We start from the raw sequence: 17,907 nt of genomic DNA on the forward strand, positions 1-17,907 counted from the left end.
GATTACTCGCCAGCGTCTGTCTGTTGGGTGTCTGTCGGGCGTCTGTCGACCATGAAGGTCCCCTCGCCGGTGGCAACAACGGTTTCACCTACTGTTACTTCTGTTTTCATCTTGACCCGACGGCGGCGCTCATCAATCTCTGTTACAGTCAGTGTCGCCTTGACCGTATCACCGATATGCACCGGTGCCTTGAACTTGATCTGCTGATCGATATAGATCGCACCGGGGCCAGGCAGACGGGTACCGGCGACTGTTGATATCAATGCAGCACTGAACATACCGTGCACGATACGCGTGCCAAAGGGCGTGGTTTTGGCGTACTCCTCATTGATGTGAATCGGATTGTTATCACCCGATACCCCGGCAAACATATACACATCGGCCTCGGAAACGGTTTTGGCATAAGATGAGCTCATTCCGACCTCAAGGTCTTCAAGATAGTAGCCATGCAGATCCTGCATTATTTAACTCCTCGGGTAATCAATTATCAAAATGGTTCATGTTCAGCACCAATCTGGGTGATTTTGTACTTATTCGTCACATTTGTCATGCTAGAATAGGTAAAAACCCTATTAACGCTGCGGCATCATCACAACGCAGATGGGTGATGGATCAATAGCAAAAATCTGAACAGTAACAGAAGGTTGATGTATGGCTGACTATAACGCACCGCTGAAAGACATGAAACTGGCTCTGAATCAGGTTGCACGGATGACGCAGCTATCGGCAATGCCGCGTTTTGAAGATGCATCGGCCGATATGGTTGATGCGATTCTGGAAGAAGCGTCCCGCGTTTCCCGTGATGTAATTGCTCCCACCAACTGGGAGGGTGATCAGCAGGGCGTCAAGCTCGGCCCGGATGGTGTTGTCTGCCCTGAAAGCTTTCATGGCGTTTACCAGCAGTACGCGGAAGGTGGCTGGGGCTCACTGCAGTTTGATCCCGAATATGGCGGCCAGGGGATGCCTTACCTGCTGTCTGTACCCGTTATGGAGATGTGGCAGTCGGCCAACCTCTCCTGGGGTCTCTGCCCACTGCTGAGTCAGGGCGCGGTTGAGTGCCTCTATCTGAATGCCAGCGATGAACTGAAAAATATCTACCTGCCCAAGCTGATCAGCGGTGAGTGGGCAGGTACCATGAACCTGACCGAAGGTGGAGCGGGTTCCGATCTGTCTCAGGTGCGCAGCAAGGCAGAACCGAAAGACGATTATTATCTGATTTCGGGTGAAAAGATCTTCATCACCTGGGGTGATCACAGCCTGACCGAGAATATCGTGCATCTGGTGCTGGCTCGTCTGCCGGATGCACCGGCTGGCGTGCGGGGTATCTCGCTGTTCCTGGTGCCCAAGTTTCTGGTGAATGCCGATGGCTCCCTGGGTGAACGTAACGCTGCCCGTGCCCTGTCGCTGGAGCACAAGCTGGGTATCCATGCCAGCCCGACCTGTGTGATGGAGTTTGATGGTGCGATCGGCTATCTCGTCGGAGAGCCCAATCGTGGTCTGGCCTGCATGTTCACCATGATGAATAATGCCCGCCTGGGTGTCGGTCTGCAGGGTGTATCCATCTCTGAGCGGGCCTATCAGAAGGCGTTGATCTTTGCCGGTGAGCGTATTCAGGGGCCTGCAGTCGGCTCCCGTGAGCCGGGTCCGATCATTCGCCACGGTGATGTGCGTCGCATGCTGCTGACGATGAAGTCATTGACCGAAGCGGCACGTGCTCTGACCTATGATGCCTGTGGCAGCCTGGATTTTGCCGAGCATGCCGAGGATGCTCCACAACGTGAAGATGAGCGTGCCCGAGCGGCGTTGCTGACGCCAATCGTCAAGGGCTGGTGTACCGAAATTGCTCAGGAAGTCACCTCTCTGGGGGTTCAGATTCACGGCGGCATGGGCTTTATTGAAGAGACCGGGGCTGCACAGTTCTTCCGTGATGCACGTATCCTGCCGATCTATGAAGGCACCAACGGTATTCAGGCGCTGGACCTGGTTGGTCGCAAAACCACTATGGATAAAGGTCGTGCGCTGACAGCCCTGATCGCTGAAATGCGTGCGACCATCACCGGTGTTGAGCATTTTGCCGATCTCGCAACTGAACTGGAAAGTGGCGTCAAGGCGCTGGAAGCCGCCCGTGATCTGTTACTGCAGGGGTACGAGGCAGATGCGCAGCTGCCGGGTGCCATCGCCTACAACTTCATGATGTTGGCTGGCACGGTTGCCGGTGGCTGGGAGCTTCTGCGTCAAGCGGAAGCATCCAAGGCTATGCAGCAGAGCAGTGATGACAGCTTCTATGCGGCCAAGCAGAGCACAACCCGCTTCTATTTCGCACAGATCCTGCCGCGGAATCTGGGCTTTGCCGAAATGATCAAATCCGGCAGCGCCACTATCACCGAGCTGCCGGAAGATCAGTTCAGCAGTGCCTGGTAGTCAGCCAGGTCTGAGAGCAACTGATTGATACCAGAAAAGGGGAGGCCAAAGTGCCTCCCTTTTGACACTATTATCAAACAGCTCTTAATAGCTTAATTCTAAGCTAGACAACTCTTATTCAGGGGCCATTTCAGCGCGCTTTGTATTTTGCGAGCGCGCTAAATACTGATGCGTAAAGGCTAAGCCTAACAAGCACAACCCAAGCCCCATAAATGAAGCCACCCGCAGTAACCCCGTCAGACCTGACATGTCGATAAGGAATATTTTGCCGATAGTCACCATCAATAGCAGCATACCAGTCTGATAGAGTTTCTGGTGTTGGCGCAAGGTACCATAGAGTAAACTCGCGGCGGCCATCACTAACCAAACCAATGAGTAGGTGTACAGTTCACCGCTTTCGGCACGAGGATAAAAAGATAATTCACCTTGCCAAAGATGTCGTATTTCAAAGTTTAAAAAGATCCAGGTGCCGATACCCGCCAACGCATAAAAACCTGTTCGATATGAAGTTTTGTAGAACCTTCCTGCAAGTATAAACAACAGCAGGGGTGCCCCGTAGGCAAGCAACAACATATTTGCGATGGGGGTGCTGCTGACGAGGTCATTTGCGTTAAAAAGAGGGTTAAACCAGGTTAACGTGAGAACATAGCTGAACACGAAAGCTATCAACAACAACTCAGCCGCTTGATGGTATAAGGGTTTCAAATAATCGGATAGAAAACCACGGTAATAGTAAACCAATCCAAGCGAGCCCCAAAGCAGGCCGTTGAGAGAAGCCTCAGTCAGATTGAATTGACGCCTGAACATGTCGCCATCGTAGAGGAAATATCGGAGCGCCATCGCACACAAAAGTACGCCTAGATGCAGGCTGGCACCTTCCAGCCATGAGCGCAAACTGGGGCTTTGATTCATTCTTGAAGCTATGACGGCCAGTGCAAAACAACCCACATAAATCAGCAGAGAAGTTTCAAATTGTGGGCCAACCCAAGGTAGTAGTGTCAGGCGTGCCATGATCAACATTAAGATGATCTTCATTAAGCCACTCAGCAAGCCGTTGGGGTGTTGTTGATGGAGCCACGCCAGTGAGACGACCTGTGCGGCCAATGCGAGTGTGAGTGTTGCGGTGTCGAAAAAAATGACCATCGCCAATGAGTAGCCTAAGTGTCCAGCAAAGATCAGCCAGCTTTTGCTGGGATCCCTTTGTTGACGCATGTGTCCACGTCCTATATAGGCCAAGCCCAGGATTAACGATGTGGCAGCGACAAAACTCGAATGTATTGGGAGTTTAGTGAATTGCCATAAGAGCGCCAGGGCAAGTAACGGAAACAGAGTACCTAAGGATAGGGTGAGAGCAGGGTAGCGAGTCTTGCACCTATGCATCGTGGCAAACACAACATAGATCAACGTCCAAACGAGCAGCAGTTGTTGCAAAGCGACGGAATGCTCTGCCGTGATACGGATTCCCATGAAGAGCTGGGTGGATAAAAGACTAAAGACTATCGCCAGTATCATCAGCAAGGCACTGAGCCAAGGGAGCAGTTTCAGGTTTTCATTTCGCGTACTGGCGATAAGTACGAGCAGTAACAGAGGCGTCCATGTCACAAGCGCACTTTCCCAGGCAGGGTTGAGCAGAATGCTGATGGCCTGAGCCAGCAGCGTTAAGGCTAATCCGATAACTAACTGTTGCTGATCAAGCGACTTGATACGGAAAAAAGCACGAAGTGATCGCTTGACGGGCTGATCAGGAAAAATCTTTTTCAAACTGAAATTGGCATGGGGGATACTGATCAGGCAATAGCCTGCCAGGGTTAAATAAAGCCCCATCGACTCAAGTCCTGAACCAGTGATTTGCATCAACCACCACCAGCCGAAAATGCCCGCCAGGGTGATTGCAAGCAGCCAGGTTCTTTGTACATATTGTTGCAGGAAAAGGGCCGCAGCCGTAATGATTAATACATAGATTTGAACCAGTAAGGGGTCGCCATCACTTTCGCCCAATAACAAAGGTACGAGATAAGCGCCAGTGATCCCGATGACAGCCAGTGCCGGTCCATGCCATAAAGCCAGTAACATGCTTCCCAGAGAGACAAGTGCAAGCAAGGCGAACACCAAAAGCGGTGGCCAGAGCTGATATAAGTGCAATGACGCTAAAATCACACTGTATAGCATCACACTGGCGCCCCCTGCCAAGGCGGCAACAGCGGAAAAAGCGACTTGGGTTTTACGTCTAAGCCACTCAGCAGCGACCAATAGCCCCAGCCCTGTGATGATACCCAGCGTGATGCGCGCAGTAGGACCGAGTAGCCCCTCTTCAATCGAGTAGCGAGCGAGGAAAATGCCAGATAAAGCGACACAGAGCCCGCCCAACCAAACCATCCAATGCCCAGATTTGGTAGAGCTGGTTTTTTGAGCCTTCTGGTGGGGAGTCTTTTGGTGGAGACTCTCTGGGTGAGACTGTCTACCCCAAATATCGATTACTGGGGCCGGTGATGCTGCCAAGGGTTGTGTATCAAGCGAAGTAATACCCTTGGGCGGCGTAACTATCTCATCCACGATGAGGGTATCATTTGCGAATGTTGGTTGAATGGCAGGTTGCGAGGTTGACGCTTTCTGCTGCTCCAGTTCAGCAAGGGTGCTCTTGAGCTTTTGCAGGGTAAAAAAATTAACCCAACTCAATACGATGCTGGAAATTATCAGAAGGAGAAATAACGAACCAAAGAAAAACTCAGCGCCCATAAACCTAGCGTCACATCCTTGTAGTGATCGAAATTGTAGTGATCAAAAATCAGACTCTAATGAGTCAGCTTATGAATTGCAATCCTCCGAGAACGAATGCCTTTTCCCAGCTGAGTTCATGCTGTGATAACCGGAGGCTTTTCATTATAGGGCTAGCTGCTTGTAGAAAATCACCGTTGGAAACAGCACACCACCGGGTTCGGCGGCATAATCAGGAATCTCACCGGCGCGCTGCCAGCCCAGATGCTGATAGATTGATTCTGCTGCTGATCCGGCCAGTGTGTCCAGATGGAGCAGGCTGCGATCCAGTTCAACGGCCTGATGTTCAACCGCCTGCATCAGCAAGGATGAAATACCATGGCCACGATGACTTCTCAGCACGAATAGCTTCTGAACCTCGGCACGATGTCGACCGTTCTCCTTCTGGCAGGGGTCAAGTTGAACGGAGCCGACAATCCTTCCCTGTTCCTCTGCAATCAACAAGACAAATCCATTGGCCAGAGCTGCAAAAACACCCTGCCAATAATTTTCAATGCTGCTGCGTGATACAGGCGACAGAAAACCGACTGATGCGCCGCCTTCAATCGCATCAATAAGCAGTTCACTGAGCTGCACAAGAGTATCTGGTTCGGTTGTTGTTATCCGACGTATCGTGATCAAAGCCATCTCCTTAATAGTGCTTCAGCATCGATAACAGTGGCATATTCACCCTGTAGATTGGCGAGCGACATGGCGTGAACCTCAGCAGCCGTGCGCTCAAGACCCTCAAAGTCTGTCTGAGCAAATGCAAAGCAGGCATCGGATACCACGATCACGTCAAAACCCAGATTACCGGCACTGCGCGCAGTGGATTCAACCGAGTTGTTGGTACTGACGCCAACGATCACCAGCGAGTTAATATTGCGCACACGCAGCCAGCGCTCAAGGCCTGAATGGGTAAAGGCATCCGGCACGTTTTTCTCCACCACATGTTCTGTATCCAAGGGTGCCAGCGCCGGCTGAAACTCAACACCTGACTGCCCCGGCCAGAAAGGAGATCCCGGCGTTCGGGAAATATGCCGCACATGCACCACAGGCGCAGACCTGTCTCGCCAGCTTTGAAGCAATTTAGCGATTGTCTGCTCAGCATCCGGATTATTTCGCTCACCCGCCTCAGGGGTGCTCATGCCTTGTTGCATATCGATAATGATAAGTGCTGTGGTGTCCATTGTAGGCTAATCCGTGCTAGTCATATCTGACTTGTTGGTGGTGGAGTGGTTTTTCTGAAATGCATCGCTGAACGCTGCAGCCAGAATTCCCGTGGGCATAGCGATAATACCTATCCCTGCGACTGCTGTGATACCTGCAAAGAGTTTCCCCCAGGATGTAATGGGTGTTACATCACCATAGCCTACTGTGGTCAGTGTTGCGATACTCCACCATAAAGCTCTGGGTACGCTGCCGAAGGCTTCCGGTTGGTTGGATGCTTCAACAGCATAGAGGCAAGCTGATGAAAAAAGCAGTAGCAGGGCTGCCAGTCCGACACTGAGAAGCAGCTCATAAACTCGTGCTGAGAGGGCTTCTGCCAGTGCGCTCCAGGCTCGGCTGAAGCGCCCGAGTCTTGCCAGTCGCAGCAATCTGGCAATTCTCAGCAGGCGCAGCATGAACACATTGCTGGTGGTCAGGAAACCAAGGAAAAAAGGCAGGATCGCGATCAGGTCAATGATTGCCCATAGGCTGAAGAGATACCTGACTCTGCCAGATATCCCAGCATAGCGGGGGTCTTCGCCAGCGGCATAAAGTCGGGCCAGGTATTCTGCAGAAAAGATGATCACGAACAGATATTCAAGCCAGATAAAAGCCGGGGGGTAGAGCGACTGGACAGTGATCTCTGTTTCGATAATGGCGATGAAGGCGGCCACAATAATCAGCAGACTGATGCACAGGTTTGACGGGGACAGTCCAGGTTGATTCCAGCCCTCTGGAGCCAGCTGTCGATAGAGCATGCTTCTGAATCGGTGCATGGGACTCTTCCTTAAGAGTTCAGAAAAAGCTTTTCCCTGTCTTTATTACACCGATGTTCCCCGCCAGACAAGCAGCAGATACCCTCAAGTTTCAGTTCAGCGCATGTACCCGCTTGATCTCGGGGATGCTGAGTACCTCATCGACCAGCAGCGTCAGTATCTCCTCACGCAAGGGCTCGAAGCCGCTTGGCTCATTGCCTCGACACTGCGCATGACCGGCATAACTGAAGCCTGAGTGGGCAGGCATTGCTGTTCCAAAGAGATGGTGTATCTGTACACTCTGGCAGTTGGTATAGTCATTCTTTACTGTGCCGCGCAGTACTTTGTCGTGAATGATCTGATCGTTCAGGCGGGCGCGCACAACATAGCCATACTCGATCTCAAACTTGCCGGCACGAACCTCGTGCATATAGATCACGTTCTGGTGCCTGGAGTGAAATGCGCTGGAAAGAAACAGTGGTTCTTCCGAGTAGTAAACACTCTGCAAGGCTTCGGGCGCGCGTTGTTCATCGTGTCGTACTCGCTCTATCTCCAACGTGATGACACCGGGCTCAGGTGCCGAGCGCCAGGCTATGCCGCGAATATTCTCCTGCATCAGTTGGATCAGATCATCCTCCAACAGTCTGTCACCCTGAACGAGCAGCAGGTGTACCTCTGCGGTTATTTCCCGCAGTCGCTTGGCAGCGAAATCCGGAAACAGCGGACTGACTGCTGCAATTTCGTCGCGCCTGATGTTCAGGTTCGGTAGCTGGTTTTCAATATACTGACGTGTTTCGGAGCCGATAGGTTGTTGGCCAGCATAGGCGATTAACTGTGATACTGATCGGGGCTGATACTCGGGGTTCTGCAGGTTTCTGATGGTTTGTCTCATCATCAGGGTTTGATGTTCGGGTTGTTGCAGGGCAGGGAAGTAACCCAGGTCATCTCCGAGATCAAATGCGATGGCGCGGGATCTGTTTCCCTCTGCAACCGTGATGTTGAGCTGTTCATGCAAAGCATGGGCCTGAGCTGCAGGTAGAAAGCCTGCCGATGCTGCCTTGATGATTCTTTCATGAGTGGTGTTGGCATGGGCAGGGTTGGTGATCTGGCGTGAGGCGGTTTCCAGATGATCGAGATAGCATGCCAGCAGAGCAGCATTACTGTTCATCAACTCACCGATTTTCTCCTCTCCTGTCGCTCGGGACATGGCGCTATCAACATGGGCGACTGCATTGATGCAGAGATCCTTGGCGATCGCAGATGCGGCCTGTTTGGCATGATAGGACGCCTGTGCCTCGGGTGTTTTCGGGTAGATCGAGCAGGCCGATAGCACAATAGCGAAACCTAAAAAGAGCAAGCATCTGATCGTCATGAATCTCTCCCGAAACCTTTAATGGGCACCTTTCAATGGGCACCACTTAATGGGTGCCTGGAGCCTTTATCAACTGGACTCTACTGCATGAGACATTAACAGGAGCTGATTCTTTGGACCGCGTCAGATATCAAAAAGTGCAGGTGTTATCACTTTTGCGGGTTCTTTCTGCATCAGCACCTTGCCTTTTCTTACCGACATCAACACCTCGCTCTGCATGCGCAGGACGCTATAATCATCCTCACCATCCAGCAGGATAAAGCTGGCCGGTTTGCCCACCTCTATACCGTAACTGTCCTGTATCCCCAGCGTACGGGCGCTGTTGTCGGTGATGAAATCAAGTGCATGGCTGAAGTCTTCATAACCCATCATCTGGCAGATATGCAGCCCAAAATCGAGTGTGCGCAGTAAGCGACCGTTACCCAGCGAGTACCAGGGGTCGAAGATCGAGTCTTCGCCAAAGCTGACATTGATTCCGGCTGCGTGCAGTTCTTTTACGCGCGTCACGCCTCTGCGTTTTGGAAAGGTATCGAAGCGCCCCTGCAGATGGATGCTTTCTGTCGGGCAGGATACGAAGTTGATACCGGAACGGCCCAGCAGGCGGAACAGTTTTGAGCAGTAGGCATTGTCGTAGGAGTGCATGGCGGTTGTATGGCTGGCCGTGACTCTGGAACCCATATCGTTGAACAGTGCCTCTGCGGCCAACACCTCCAGAAAGCGAGAACCAGGGTCATCCGTTTCGTCGCAATGTACATCGACCAGCTTGTCATATTTAAGGGCCAGTTGAATCAGTGTTTTGACTGAGGCTTCACCCAGCTCACGGGTATACTCAAAGTGTGGGATGCCTCCCACGACATCAGCACCGGCCTCTATGGCAGATTCAAGCAACTTCGCCCCATCCGGATAGGAGAGAATCCCCTCCTGAGGAAATGCGACCACCTGAATATCGATGCGATCCTCCAACTCATCTCGCAGCGCGCACAGCGTATGCAGCCCCAGTAGGCTCGGATCTGTGGTATCAACATGCGTACGAATATGCTGAACACCATTATTGATCAGCAGGTTCAGCGTTTTGAACACGCGGCTGCGGATATCAGCAGCACTTAGCATCGGCTTGCGCTGACTCCAGCGCTCAATGCCTTCGAACAGGGTGCCGCTGTGGTTCCACTCCGGTTCGCCTGCGGTGAGTGCTGCATCAAGATGAATATGTGGTTCAATAAAAGGAGCGCAGAGCAGTTTTCCGTTGGCATCCAGTTGTCCGTCTGACCCTTTCAGCGTACCGTTCTGGCGCTCTATGCTGCTGAACAGTCCATTGTCGATACGTATTCTATACAGAGATGGGTTCTGTCGAAGGCGTGCGTTGATAATATCCATGAAGGTCTCCTCTGATTTCCTATGATGTGGTGAGACAGCATTTGTACAAACCGTGTTGTTTGGAAGCATATACCAGTTTTGGATGTCACGTAGGGCTACCCTGTCATATGTCTGTTAAGCGCCGGGGCACATCTGCTGTCAAAAAATAACGAAATAGGCTATCTTAACTCACTGTTTCGATTCGTCGAGCTGACGATATCTCCAAACCCTGAGACCTAACAAAGAAATCACGACCGATATGATTATCAAACCTAAGATTCGCGGCTTTATCTGTACAACCACTCATCCTGTTGGCTGTGAGGCCAATGTGCGTGAACAGATCGCCTACACTCGTCAGCAGGGCGAGATCAAGGATGGACCCAAACGGGTTCTGGTTATCGGTGCATCCAGCGGCTATGGCCTGGCGTCGCGTATTGCGGCTGCTTTCGGCTCGGGAGCGGCGACACTGGGTGTGTTTTTTGAAAAGCCTGCAACGGATAAAAAACCAGGCACTGCCGGTTGGTACAATGCCGCAGCCTTTGAAAAATTGGCTCATGAAGCGGGTCTTTACGCCAAGAGTATCAATGGTGATGCCTTTTCGCATGAAGCACGAGCGAAGGTGATTGAGCTGATCCGCGCCGACCTGCAGCAAGTTGATCTGGTGGTTTACTCGCTGGCATCGCCGGTGCGCAAGTTGCCCGATAGTGGCGAAGTGGTGCGCTCTGTACTGAAGCCGATTGGCAAGCCTTACCACTCAACCGCCATTGATACCAATAAAGATGTGATCATCGAGACTGCCGTCGAGCCTGCAACCGAGCAGGAAGTGGCGGACACCGTAACCGTCATGGGTGGTGAAGACTGGCAGCTCTGGATTGAAGCACTGTCGGATGCTGGCGTGCTGGCTAAAGGGTGCAAAACGGTGGCTTACAGCTATATCGGTTCAGACATCACCTGGCCGATCTACTGGGATGGTGCACTGGGTAAGGCCAAGCAGCATCTGGATGATACCGCCAAGCGTCTGGGTCAGCACCTGAGCAGTCTCGATGGCCAGGCCAATGTTGCTGTGCTCAAGTCTGTTGTGACTCAGGCAAGCTCCGCAATTCCGGTCATGCCGCTTTATCTGGCGATGGCGTTCAAGGTGATGCGCGAGCAGGGCATTCATGAGGGCTGCATGGAGCAGGTCTATCGTCTGTTCAGCACCGGTCTGTATGGCAGCAGCGCGCAGATGGATGAAGATCAGCGCTACCGCCTGGATGACTGGGAGCTACGCGCCGACGTGCAGGACGCCTGCCGCAAGATCTGGCCACAGGTCACCAGTGAAAACTTGTTCGAGCTGACGGACTATGCACTGTACAAGGATGAGTTCCTCAAGCTGTTTGGATTTGGCATCGAAGGTATAGATTACGAAGCGGATGTGAATCCGGAAGTGCCGTTTGATGTAATTGAGATCTGATAGTGATGTTGCTTGTTATTATCAGGTGACAAGTAAATCGAATATCAGGATAGTCGCAAGTATCGGCCTGCAGTTTATTCAGTACTGCAGGCCTTTTTTCAACGTAGTTGCTCAGACACCACGCATGATGGTTAGGAGGCTGTCCGAGAATAGTCTGACCTACTGCGGTCGAGCCTGATTCGTAAGATTTTCCGCTCATTTTCGTTGAATAGAACCACTATTCGCCTCAAATGACCGAAAAATCTGACTGAATCAGTTTCGACCTCGCTACGGTCGCTATTCTCGGACAGCCTCCCGAAAGCTGTATGCGTTTGATATACGCTTGCTGATTTTTATAAGCAGCCTTATCAGTAGTGCTGGCTTGAACTTAAGCCATCAAAAGGGCATGGATGTCTGAATAGAATCAAGGATCTGATCATGCTGAAGCACTTCAAACAACACACTCTGCAATTAGGTATTGCCACTGCTGCCATGCTCGGTAGTCTGTCTGCTCAGGCAGTCACTGTTGAGTCCGGTAGAGGCAATATTCTGCTTTTCCCGGTTTATACCACTGAGCAGGGCTGGGATTCCTATCTGAATATTCAAAGCCCACATGGCTTTGCCCGCATTGTGTTTCGTGATGCAGAGTCGGGAACCGTAGTCAGAAGCTTTAATGTCTATAACAGCTCTGTCTGGCGTGCCAGTCTCAGCCAGCAGGCAGGTGGTACCACCCTGCGAGTGGCCGAAGGGAGCTGTCTGGTCCATGAGGACGGCTTTGTAGAGGGAGCTGGCGCTGAAATTCAGATCGGTGCATCTGTAGGGATGGTTGAAGTCTATTCAGAAGGTGATGCTGAAAGCGGAAATTTTGTTGAATGGGAAAACATCCGTTCCCTCAGTTGCTCTACAATTTCAGGGCGTTGGGGGCCGGGAGGAAGCTGGTCAGCAAACGCTCCCAGCATTGGTTACCCTAGCACATTGACTGGCGAAATGATTCTGATCAATGTTCAGAGGGGGCTTGCCGCTCAGTATATTCCAGTTGGTCTAAACCGATTCAATGCAGGCTTGCCTCATACAGCCCCTTCCAGTGCGCACCCCAACCTGACAGATGCCAGGCCGCGCTTGAACAGTTTTGATCCCCCACTGTGGGGTGATGTTACCCCGGCAGAAGGCTTGGAGTTGGTTGCCGATGCCCTGCGCGCCTCCTCATTAACGAATGATGTCACGTTACTGGACAGCGTCGATGCGCGCACTGACTGGATCATCAGCTACCCGTTGCAGGGCTATGGCTATACCAAGCCCTATCAGGTCACACTGAATGGCGTTCAACGCTATTGTGATACCTTCGGGCTGCCGGCCAAAGCTGGCCGCCCCTCTGTTACGCTGGTTCCCGCGGTGCAAACAGGGATGTTGATCAGCAGTGCCGGGACCGACTCTCAGGTAAGCAACGCTTCGCCTGAAGCGGATGTGTCGCTGTGCAATGCCGTTAACTTCGTTGCATTCGGTGATAAGCAATCCTGGTTGGCTGATGAGCAGAGCAGCCTGCTTAACCGTATCCCCGCAGATCTATTAGTCGGTCAATCCAACAGGGTCAAGTGGACAATGGCACAGCCTCAGCCGGTAGTGGCATTCAGACTGACGACCCTGGTAAATGGGATGCTCTCAGGTGGCAGTGTACTGGCCAACTACGCCGTGATGCAGCAGCATCAGACACAGAATCCCTGATAGTTTGACAATGACAGAATAGAAACAAGGATGAGATGATGAAAAGTCAATCAAAGATCAAAACCTGGGGCCTGCAAGCGCTTGCTGCTGGAAGCCTGCTGTTAAACGCACTGCCGGGTCAGGCTCAGGTATTGGGTGATGATGGGGTGGGAGAGGTACTGCTGTTTTCCTTTTTCAGTACGCAGCAGGGGTGGGACTCCTATCTGAATATCAGCCATCAGCCGGGTGACAGCGGCGCTTTCCGCGTCTTGATCCGTGAAGGATATAATGGCGAGAAGGTCACCAGCTTCAATGTCTATAACAGCTCAACCTGGCGTGCCAGCCTGAGTGCGCAAGGCAATGGGAGTGTGCTGAGGGTAGCCGAGGGTGGCTGTCTGGTGACAGGGTCAACTCAGATAGAGGGAGCCGGTGCAGAAATTGCCCTGTCGACCTCTATGGGGATGATCGAGGTATACGCTTTGCCAACATCAGCGGAAACAGTGGGTGAAAGCTGCGACCAGATAGGTGACTGGTCGCGAGATGGGCGCTGGCTATCAGGTGTTGCACAACAAACACTGGTAGCCCCCTATGCTGAACTGTCTGGCGAAATGATGCTGGTGAATGTCGCCAAGGGGCTGGCAACTGAATATCCGGCTATTGCGTTTCGTGAGTTCATGCACAACCCTGTGCACCCTAAGCCACAGGCAGACAAGCCTGATCTGAGCAGTACGAGGGAGGGGGCGTATCGTTTGAATCAGCTGTTACAGGTATCTGAGGACATGCTCGGTAATGATGTCACGATGGATGCAAGTATCAATGCTCAGACAGATTGGATCATCAGCTACCCCTTAATTGGATATGAAGAGCCATCATCATGGGGTGAAGTGATGATCAATGGTGAACTGAGACAGTGTGATTCATTCGTATTTCCTGCCAAGCCGGGAGAAGCAAGTCTGAGTCTTACACCAGCACACGTGGCTCTGTGGCAGATGGATAGGGTACCTGCATTGAGTCATCAGGAGGGTCTGTTGGAGTTTCTCGCTGACGTAACCCCACTTCCTCCACCTGTTCAGGTTGAGCCGGCGCTGTGCTATGGCGTGAATGTGGTCAGCTTCGGTGACCAGGGCGCCATGATCATTGATGAGGGTGATGTGAGACATTACGCCATTGCGAGCAATGAGTTGATTGAGGGCGTGAGCTATGTGAGGTGGAGTCCAGCCAGGTATGGCCGTGCTGCTGTCGCCTATAAGCTTACCAGCTTTCAAAATGGCACTCTGCAGGGCGGGAGCGTTCTAGCCAACTATGCCATCATGAAAAGGCATGTTGAACACTGATATTGACACACGTTGAGGTGTTGTAATGGCTGTAAAAGGCGCTCTTATGAGCGCCTTTTTATTTTCACGGATGATCAGCCAGTTGCAGTGAAGCAGCGATTACCCGCTAAGCTGTGACCCGCCCCGAAAATAAAGCATCCTCCATACGTATAAAGGAGTATACAGACAGCTTTTTGTCGCCAGAGTTAAAGCGCCATCATCATTTTTGATCAATACTTAGACATCCCATTTTTGGACATGTCGTCATGTTGTCAGCTTTGATCAGATTACTGGGCAGTGTACTGCTGATATTGAGTGCCAACCTCCAGGCCGATGAGCTTCATATCACAATCAGCACCGGTGAGTACGCACCTTTCACGACAGAGCAGCATGAACATTATGGCCTGATCAATCAGGCGATAACCGAGGCCTTCAGGCGTGAGGGTGTGGTGGCCGAGTATCAGTTTCTGCCCTGGGCCAGAGCGCTGGAAAGTGTTGTGGTCGGGGGGAGTGATGCCAGCTCATTCTGGTATTACAGCCCTGATCTGGAAAAGGATTATCTGCTTAGCGACCCGATTCATGAGCATCGCGAAGTATTTTTTCACCTCAAGGATCTTGCAGTCCCGAACTGGCAGGAGCTGTCTGACCTCTCTCATCTTACCTTCGGGGCAACCCAGGGCTACACCTACACCCCCGAATTCTGGTCATTAGGTCAGCGTAAGTTATTGCATCTGCAGGTGATTTCGTCTGATGAACAGGGTTTGCTGATGTTGATGTCACGTCGGATAGATATGCTGCCGATGGATGAGGTAGTGGGGTGGCAGATGTTTCAGGAAAAACTGTCTGAGGATGAGTTGGCGAGAGTGACAATCAGTGAGAAGCCGCTGAAAGCCTCTGAGTCTTATCTGGTTTTTTCCAGAGCCAATAATGATGCCACCGACTTGCTGGAAAAATTCAATGCTGGCTTGAGGTCGATAAAGAGCGACGGTACGTTTGATGCAATATTTGCTCGTTAGTTGCAATCTGCGTATCAGAGCGCAGCAGGAGAGGTGCTTCAGACACCTCTCCTGCTAACCTCCAGCTGATCCAGAGAAGAACTGATTAATCGTCCTTCAGCCCCAACTCCTCAATGGAGATCTCACGCATCTTGAACTTCTGTATTTTGCCAGTCACCGTCATCGGGAACTGATCGACAAACTTGAAGTAACGCGGGATCTTGAAGTGAGTGATTTTGCCTTTGCAGAATTCACGCAGCGCTTCTGCCGTTACGTCCTCTGCACCCGGGTGCAGTTTTACCCAGGCGATCAGCTCTTCACCATATTTCTTGTCGGGTACGCCGGTCACCTGTACATCGGATATGGCCGGGTGGGTGTAGAGATACTCCTCCACCTCTTTCGGGTAGACGTTCTCTCCACCGCGAATCACCATATCCTTGATGCGGCCTACGATCTGGATATAACCCTCATCATCCATGATCGCCAGATCACCTGTGTGCATCCAGCCAGCTTCGTCGATGGTTTCGGCAGTCGCCTTGTCGTTATTCCAGTATTTCAGCATCACACTGTAACCACGCGTGCATAGCTCGCCGATCTCGCCACGAGGCATGATGCGGCCTGTGGCAGGGTCGATCACCTTGCTTTCAAGGTGGGGCTGGGTACGACCGACAGTGGAGACGCGCTTGGCAATCGGGTCATCCGCACCTGTCTGGGTGGAAACAGGGCTGGTCTCGGTCATGCCGTAGGCGATCTGGACTTCGCTCATATGCATCTTCTCGATCACCTGCTTCATCACCTCGGTCGGGCAGATGGAGCCGGCCATGATGCCGGTGCGCAGGGATGACAGATCCATATCGTTGAATTCAGGGTGCTCCAGTTCGGCAATAAACATGGTCGGTACGCCATACAGCGCTGTTGCGCGCTCCTGATGCACAGCACGTAGCACGGCGCCTGGCTCAAAACCCTCTTCAGGGTAGATCATGGTGGCGCCGTGTGTGACGCAGCCCAGGTTACCCATCACCATGCCGAAGCAGTGGTACAGAGGTACCGGTATCACCAGACGATCCTGATCGGTGAAGCGCATGCTCTCGGCCACAAAAAAGCCGTTGTTCAGAATATTGTGGTGTGACAGCGTAGCCCCTTTCGGGAAGCCGGTGGTGCCGGAGGTGTATTGAATATTGATCGCATCGTCAAACTGCAGTTGCGCCTGGACCTCATCGACCGCTTCCTGAGAGGTTGCTTCGCTGCCGAGCATGAACTCGTTCCAGCTCCACATGCCTGGGTGCTTGTTGCTGTCCAGATTGATAACGCCTTGAAGATGCGGCAGCTTGGCACATTTCAATTGGCCTTCTGCGCACATCTTCAGCTCTGGGGCCAGTTCGTAGATCATATGGCGATAGTCTGAGCTTTTGAAGCTGTCTGCCGAGATCAGGAAGCGTGCTTCTGACTGGTTCAGCGCATACTCCAGCTCATGCAGGCGATAGGCGGGGTTGATATTGACCAGTATTGCGCCGACTTTGGCGGTGGCAAACTGGCTTACTGTCCACTCATAGCGGTTGGGTGACCAGACGCCGATGCGATCACCGGGTTTGACACCGATACTGAGCAGGGCGCGGGCGCAGCGGTTCACTTCTGCCTGCAGTTCCCGGTAGCTCCAGCGAATATTCTGGTGCAGTACGATCAGCGCGTCATTGTCCGGGTAGCGATTGGCGGTTGCGTCAAACATGTCGCCGATCGTCATGCCGATCAGAGGCTGTTCTGCTGTGCCACTGGTATAGCTGGGTAGCGTTTTACTCATGTTCTGACTCCAATTGTTTTTGTTATTCCTGGATTCTTGGCTTCACTGTCAACTGTTTATATGTGCAGGCGTAGTCCAGACGCCTTGAGTGAGGCGCCGTAGATACATCCCTGTAGGCTTGGATGCCGCGTCCCTGCGGCATACACTCACTCAAGGCCTCCGGAATACGCTCTAAACTACCAATTCAGAAATCAACAGGTGAAGGCCTGAAAAATCTGGTTTAACGGAAGCGTGCGTGGTACTCCGGGTTCGGTTGCATCTCCACCGCACTGGCGATCCGGTTGGTCATATTGTAAAAACCGACAATATTGGCGATATCCCAGATGGTCCGGTCATCGAATCCAGCCTGACGCAGCGCTGCGCGATCGCTCTCGATGATGGCATCGGGTGACTGGGTCAGTTTGCAGGCAAAGTCGAGCATGGCGCGTTGACGTGCATCAAGCTCTGCTGTTCTGTAGTTCATGACCAGTTGCTCGCCGAGCATCGGATTGCCGGAATATTCACGTACGGCGGCACCATGGGCGGTGAGGCAGTAGAAGCATTTGTTCTCGGAGGAGACCACCACGGCGATCATCTCCCGCTCAAGCGGGGTCAGAACGCTCTCGCCAAACATCATTTCATTGTAAAAGCGTGTGAACACCTCAAACTGGGCCAGATTCTGGCTATAGGATTTGAGCACATTGGGGATCATGCCGAGCTTTTCATCACACTTGGCAAAGTACTTCTGCACATTCTCCGGCAGATCAGCGGTCTGTGGGATGGGTAGGTCGAGTGCTGTAATCCGTTCTGACTGTGACATCAGTT

14 protein-coding genes are annotated in these 17,907 nt (G+C 52.2%); 5 read left to right on the forward strand and 9 right to left on the reverse strand.

Going from position 1 to position 17,907, the window contains the following annotated elements; genetic code table 11:
* Positions 1–2 precede the first annotated feature (2 nt).
* Positions 3–461, reverse strand: coding sequence for a MaoC family dehydratase (locus ACK3CJ_RS07870; RefSeq protein WP_409525885.1), 459 nt, complete (start codon positions 459–461; stop codon positions 3–5).
* Positions 462–651: 190 nt separating this feature from the next.
* Here ACK3CJ_RS07870 and ACK3CJ_RS07875 point away from each other — a divergent pair, with 190 nt between their 5' ends.
* Positions 652–2,421, forward strand: coding sequence for an acyl-CoA dehydrogenase C-terminal domain-containing protein (locus ACK3CJ_RS07875; protein WP_409525886.1), 1,770 nt, complete (start codon positions 652–654; stop codon positions 2,419–2,421).
* Between the two features lie 114 nt (positions 2,422–2,535).
* Here ACK3CJ_RS07875 and ACK3CJ_RS07880 read toward each other — a convergent pair whose 3' ends face one another.
* From ACK3CJ_RS07880 to codA, 6 genes are all read right to left on the reverse strand, one after another.
* On the reverse strand, positions 2,536–5,157 hold the full coding sequence (locus tag ACK3CJ_RS07880) for a DUF2339 domain-containing protein (RefSeq protein WP_409525887.1): 2,622 nt from the start codon (positions 5,155–5,157) through the stop codon (positions 2,536–2,538).
* Between the two features lie 144 nt (positions 5,158–5,301).
* Positions 5,302–5,817, reverse strand: coding sequence for a GNAT family N-acetyltransferase (locus tag ACK3CJ_RS07885; protein ID WP_409525888.1), 516 nt, complete (start codon positions 5,815–5,817; stop codon positions 5,302–5,304).
* Entirely contained in the window at positions 5,814–6,365 is a 552-nt protein-coding gene (locus ACK3CJ_RS07890) for a cysteine hydrolase family protein (protein WP_409525889.1), read from the reverse strand. Before ACK3CJ_RS07890 ends, ACK3CJ_RS07885 begins: the two co-directional genes overlap by 4 nt.
* 6 nt (positions 6,366–6,371) lie before the next feature.
* The gene (locus tag ACK3CJ_RS07895) at positions 6,372–7,160 is read right to left on the reverse strand and encodes a potassium channel family protein (RefSeq protein WP_409525890.1); all 789 of its coding nucleotides are present in this window, start codon (positions 7,158–7,160) and stop codon (positions 6,372–6,374) included.
* Between the two features lie 91 nt (positions 7,161–7,251).
* Entirely contained in the window at positions 7,252–8,511 is a 1,260-nt protein-coding gene (locus ACK3CJ_RS07900; protein ID WP_409525891.1) for a hypothetical protein, read from the reverse strand.
* Between the two features lie 123 nt (positions 8,512–8,634).
* Positions 8,635–9,885, reverse strand: a complete 1,251-nt coding sequence (codA, locus tag ACK3CJ_RS07905) for a cytosine deaminase (protein ID WP_409525892.1) — start codon at positions 9,883–9,885, stop codon at positions 8,635–8,637.
* Positions 9,886–10,123: 238 nt separating this feature from the next.
* On the opposite strand from codA, the gene fabV reads away from it, so the two are divergent.
* The 4 genes from fabV to ACK3CJ_RS07925 all read left to right on the forward strand — a co-directional run bounded on the left by fabV (position 10,124) and on the right by ACK3CJ_RS07925 (position 15,326).
* Positions 10,124–11,317 carry an enoyl-ACP reductase FabV gene (fabV, locus tag ACK3CJ_RS07910; RefSeq protein WP_409525893.1) on the forward strand — a complete coding sequence of 398 codons (1,194 nt, stop codon included), beginning with the start codon at positions 10,124–10,126 and terminating at the stop codon, positions 11,315–11,317.
* 417 nt (positions 11,318–11,734) lie between these two features.
* Entirely contained in the window at positions 11,735–13,018 is a 1,284-nt protein-coding gene (locus ACK3CJ_RS07915; protein WP_409525894.1) for a hypothetical protein, read from the forward strand.
* Between the two features lie 38 nt (positions 13,019–13,056).
* Positions 13,057–14,331, forward strand: coding sequence for a hypothetical protein (locus ACK3CJ_RS07920; RefSeq protein WP_409525895.1), 1,275 nt, complete (start codon positions 13,057–13,059; stop codon positions 14,329–14,331).
* 245 nt (positions 14,332–14,576) lie between these two features.
* On the forward strand, positions 14,577–15,326 hold the full coding sequence (locus ACK3CJ_RS07925; RefSeq protein ID WP_409525896.1) for a substrate-binding periplasmic protein: 750 nt from the start codon (positions 14,577–14,579) through the stop codon (positions 15,324–15,326).
* Positions 15,327–15,411: 85 nt separating this feature from the next.
* Here the strand turns inward: ACK3CJ_RS07925 and ACK3CJ_RS07930 are convergent, their stop codons facing one another.
* On the reverse strand, positions 15,412–17,103 hold the full coding sequence (locus ACK3CJ_RS07930) for an AMP-binding protein (RefSeq protein WP_409525897.1): 1,692 nt from the start codon (positions 17,101–17,103) through the stop codon (positions 15,412–15,414).
* 220 nt (positions 17,104–17,323) lie between these two features.
* Positions 17,324–17,902: a peroxidase-related enzyme gene (locus ACK3CJ_RS07935; protein WP_409525898.1), complete on the reverse strand. Its 579-nt coding sequence runs from the start codon at positions 17,900–17,902 to the stop codon at positions 17,324–17,326.
* Positions 17,903–17,907 lie beyond the last annotated feature (5 nt).

Source organism: Nitrincola salilacus, assembly GCF_046271865.1.
Taxonomy (GTDB): domain Bacteria; phylum Pseudomonadota; class Gammaproteobacteria; order Pseudomonadales; family Balneatricaceae; genus Nitrincola; species Nitrincola salilacus.

Excerpts from the sequence above, each read along its gene's own strand:
- ACK3CJ_RS07870 (WP_409525885.1), bottom strand. The coding sequence starts at position 461 with ATGCAGGATCTGCATGGCTACTATCTTGAAGACCTTGAGGTCGGAATG.
- ACK3CJ_RS07875 (WP_409525886.1), top strand. The coding sequence starts at position 652 with ATGGCTGACTATAACGCACCGCTGAAAGACATGAAACTGGCTCTGAAT.
- ACK3CJ_RS07880 (WP_409525887.1), bottom strand. The coding sequence starts at position 5,157 with ATGGGCGCTGAGTTTTTCTTTGGTTCGTTATTTCTCCTTCTGATAATT.
- ACK3CJ_RS07890 (WP_409525889.1), bottom strand. The coding sequence starts at position 6,365 with ATGGACACCACAGCACTTATCATTATCGATATGCAACAAGGCATGAGC.
- ACK3CJ_RS07895 (WP_409525890.1), bottom strand. The coding sequence starts at position 7,160 with ATGCACCGATTCAGAAGCATGCTCTATCGACAGCTGGCTCCAGAGGGC.
- ACK3CJ_RS07900 (WP_409525891.1), bottom strand. The coding sequence starts at position 8,511 with ATGACGATCAGATGCTTGCTCTTTTTAGGTTTCGCTATTGTGCTATCG.
- codA (WP_409525892.1), bottom strand. The coding sequence starts at position 9,885 with ATGGATATTATCAACGCACGCCTTCGACAGAACCCATCTCTGTATAGA.
- fabV (WP_409525893.1), top strand. The coding sequence starts at position 10,124 with ATGATTATCAAACCTAAGATTCGCGGCTTTATCTGTACAACCACTCAT.
- ACK3CJ_RS07915 (WP_409525894.1), top strand. The coding sequence starts at position 11,735 with ATGCTGAAGCACTTCAAACAACACACTCTGCAATTAGGTATTGCCACT.
- ACK3CJ_RS07920 (WP_409525895.1), top strand. The coding sequence starts at position 13,057 with ATGAAAAGTCAATCAAAGATCAAAACCTGGGGCCTGCAAGCGCTTGCT.
- ACK3CJ_RS07925 (WP_409525896.1), top strand. The coding sequence starts at position 14,577 with ATGTTGTCAGCTTTGATCAGATTACTGGGCAGTGTACTGCTGATATTG.
- ACK3CJ_RS07930 (WP_409525897.1), bottom strand. The coding sequence starts at position 17,103 with ATGAGTAAAACGCTACCCAGCTATACCAGTGGCACAGCAGAACAGCCT.
- ACK3CJ_RS07935 (WP_409525898.1), bottom strand. The coding sequence starts at position 17,902 with ATGTCACAGTCAGAACGGATTACAGCACTCGACCTACCCATCCCACAG.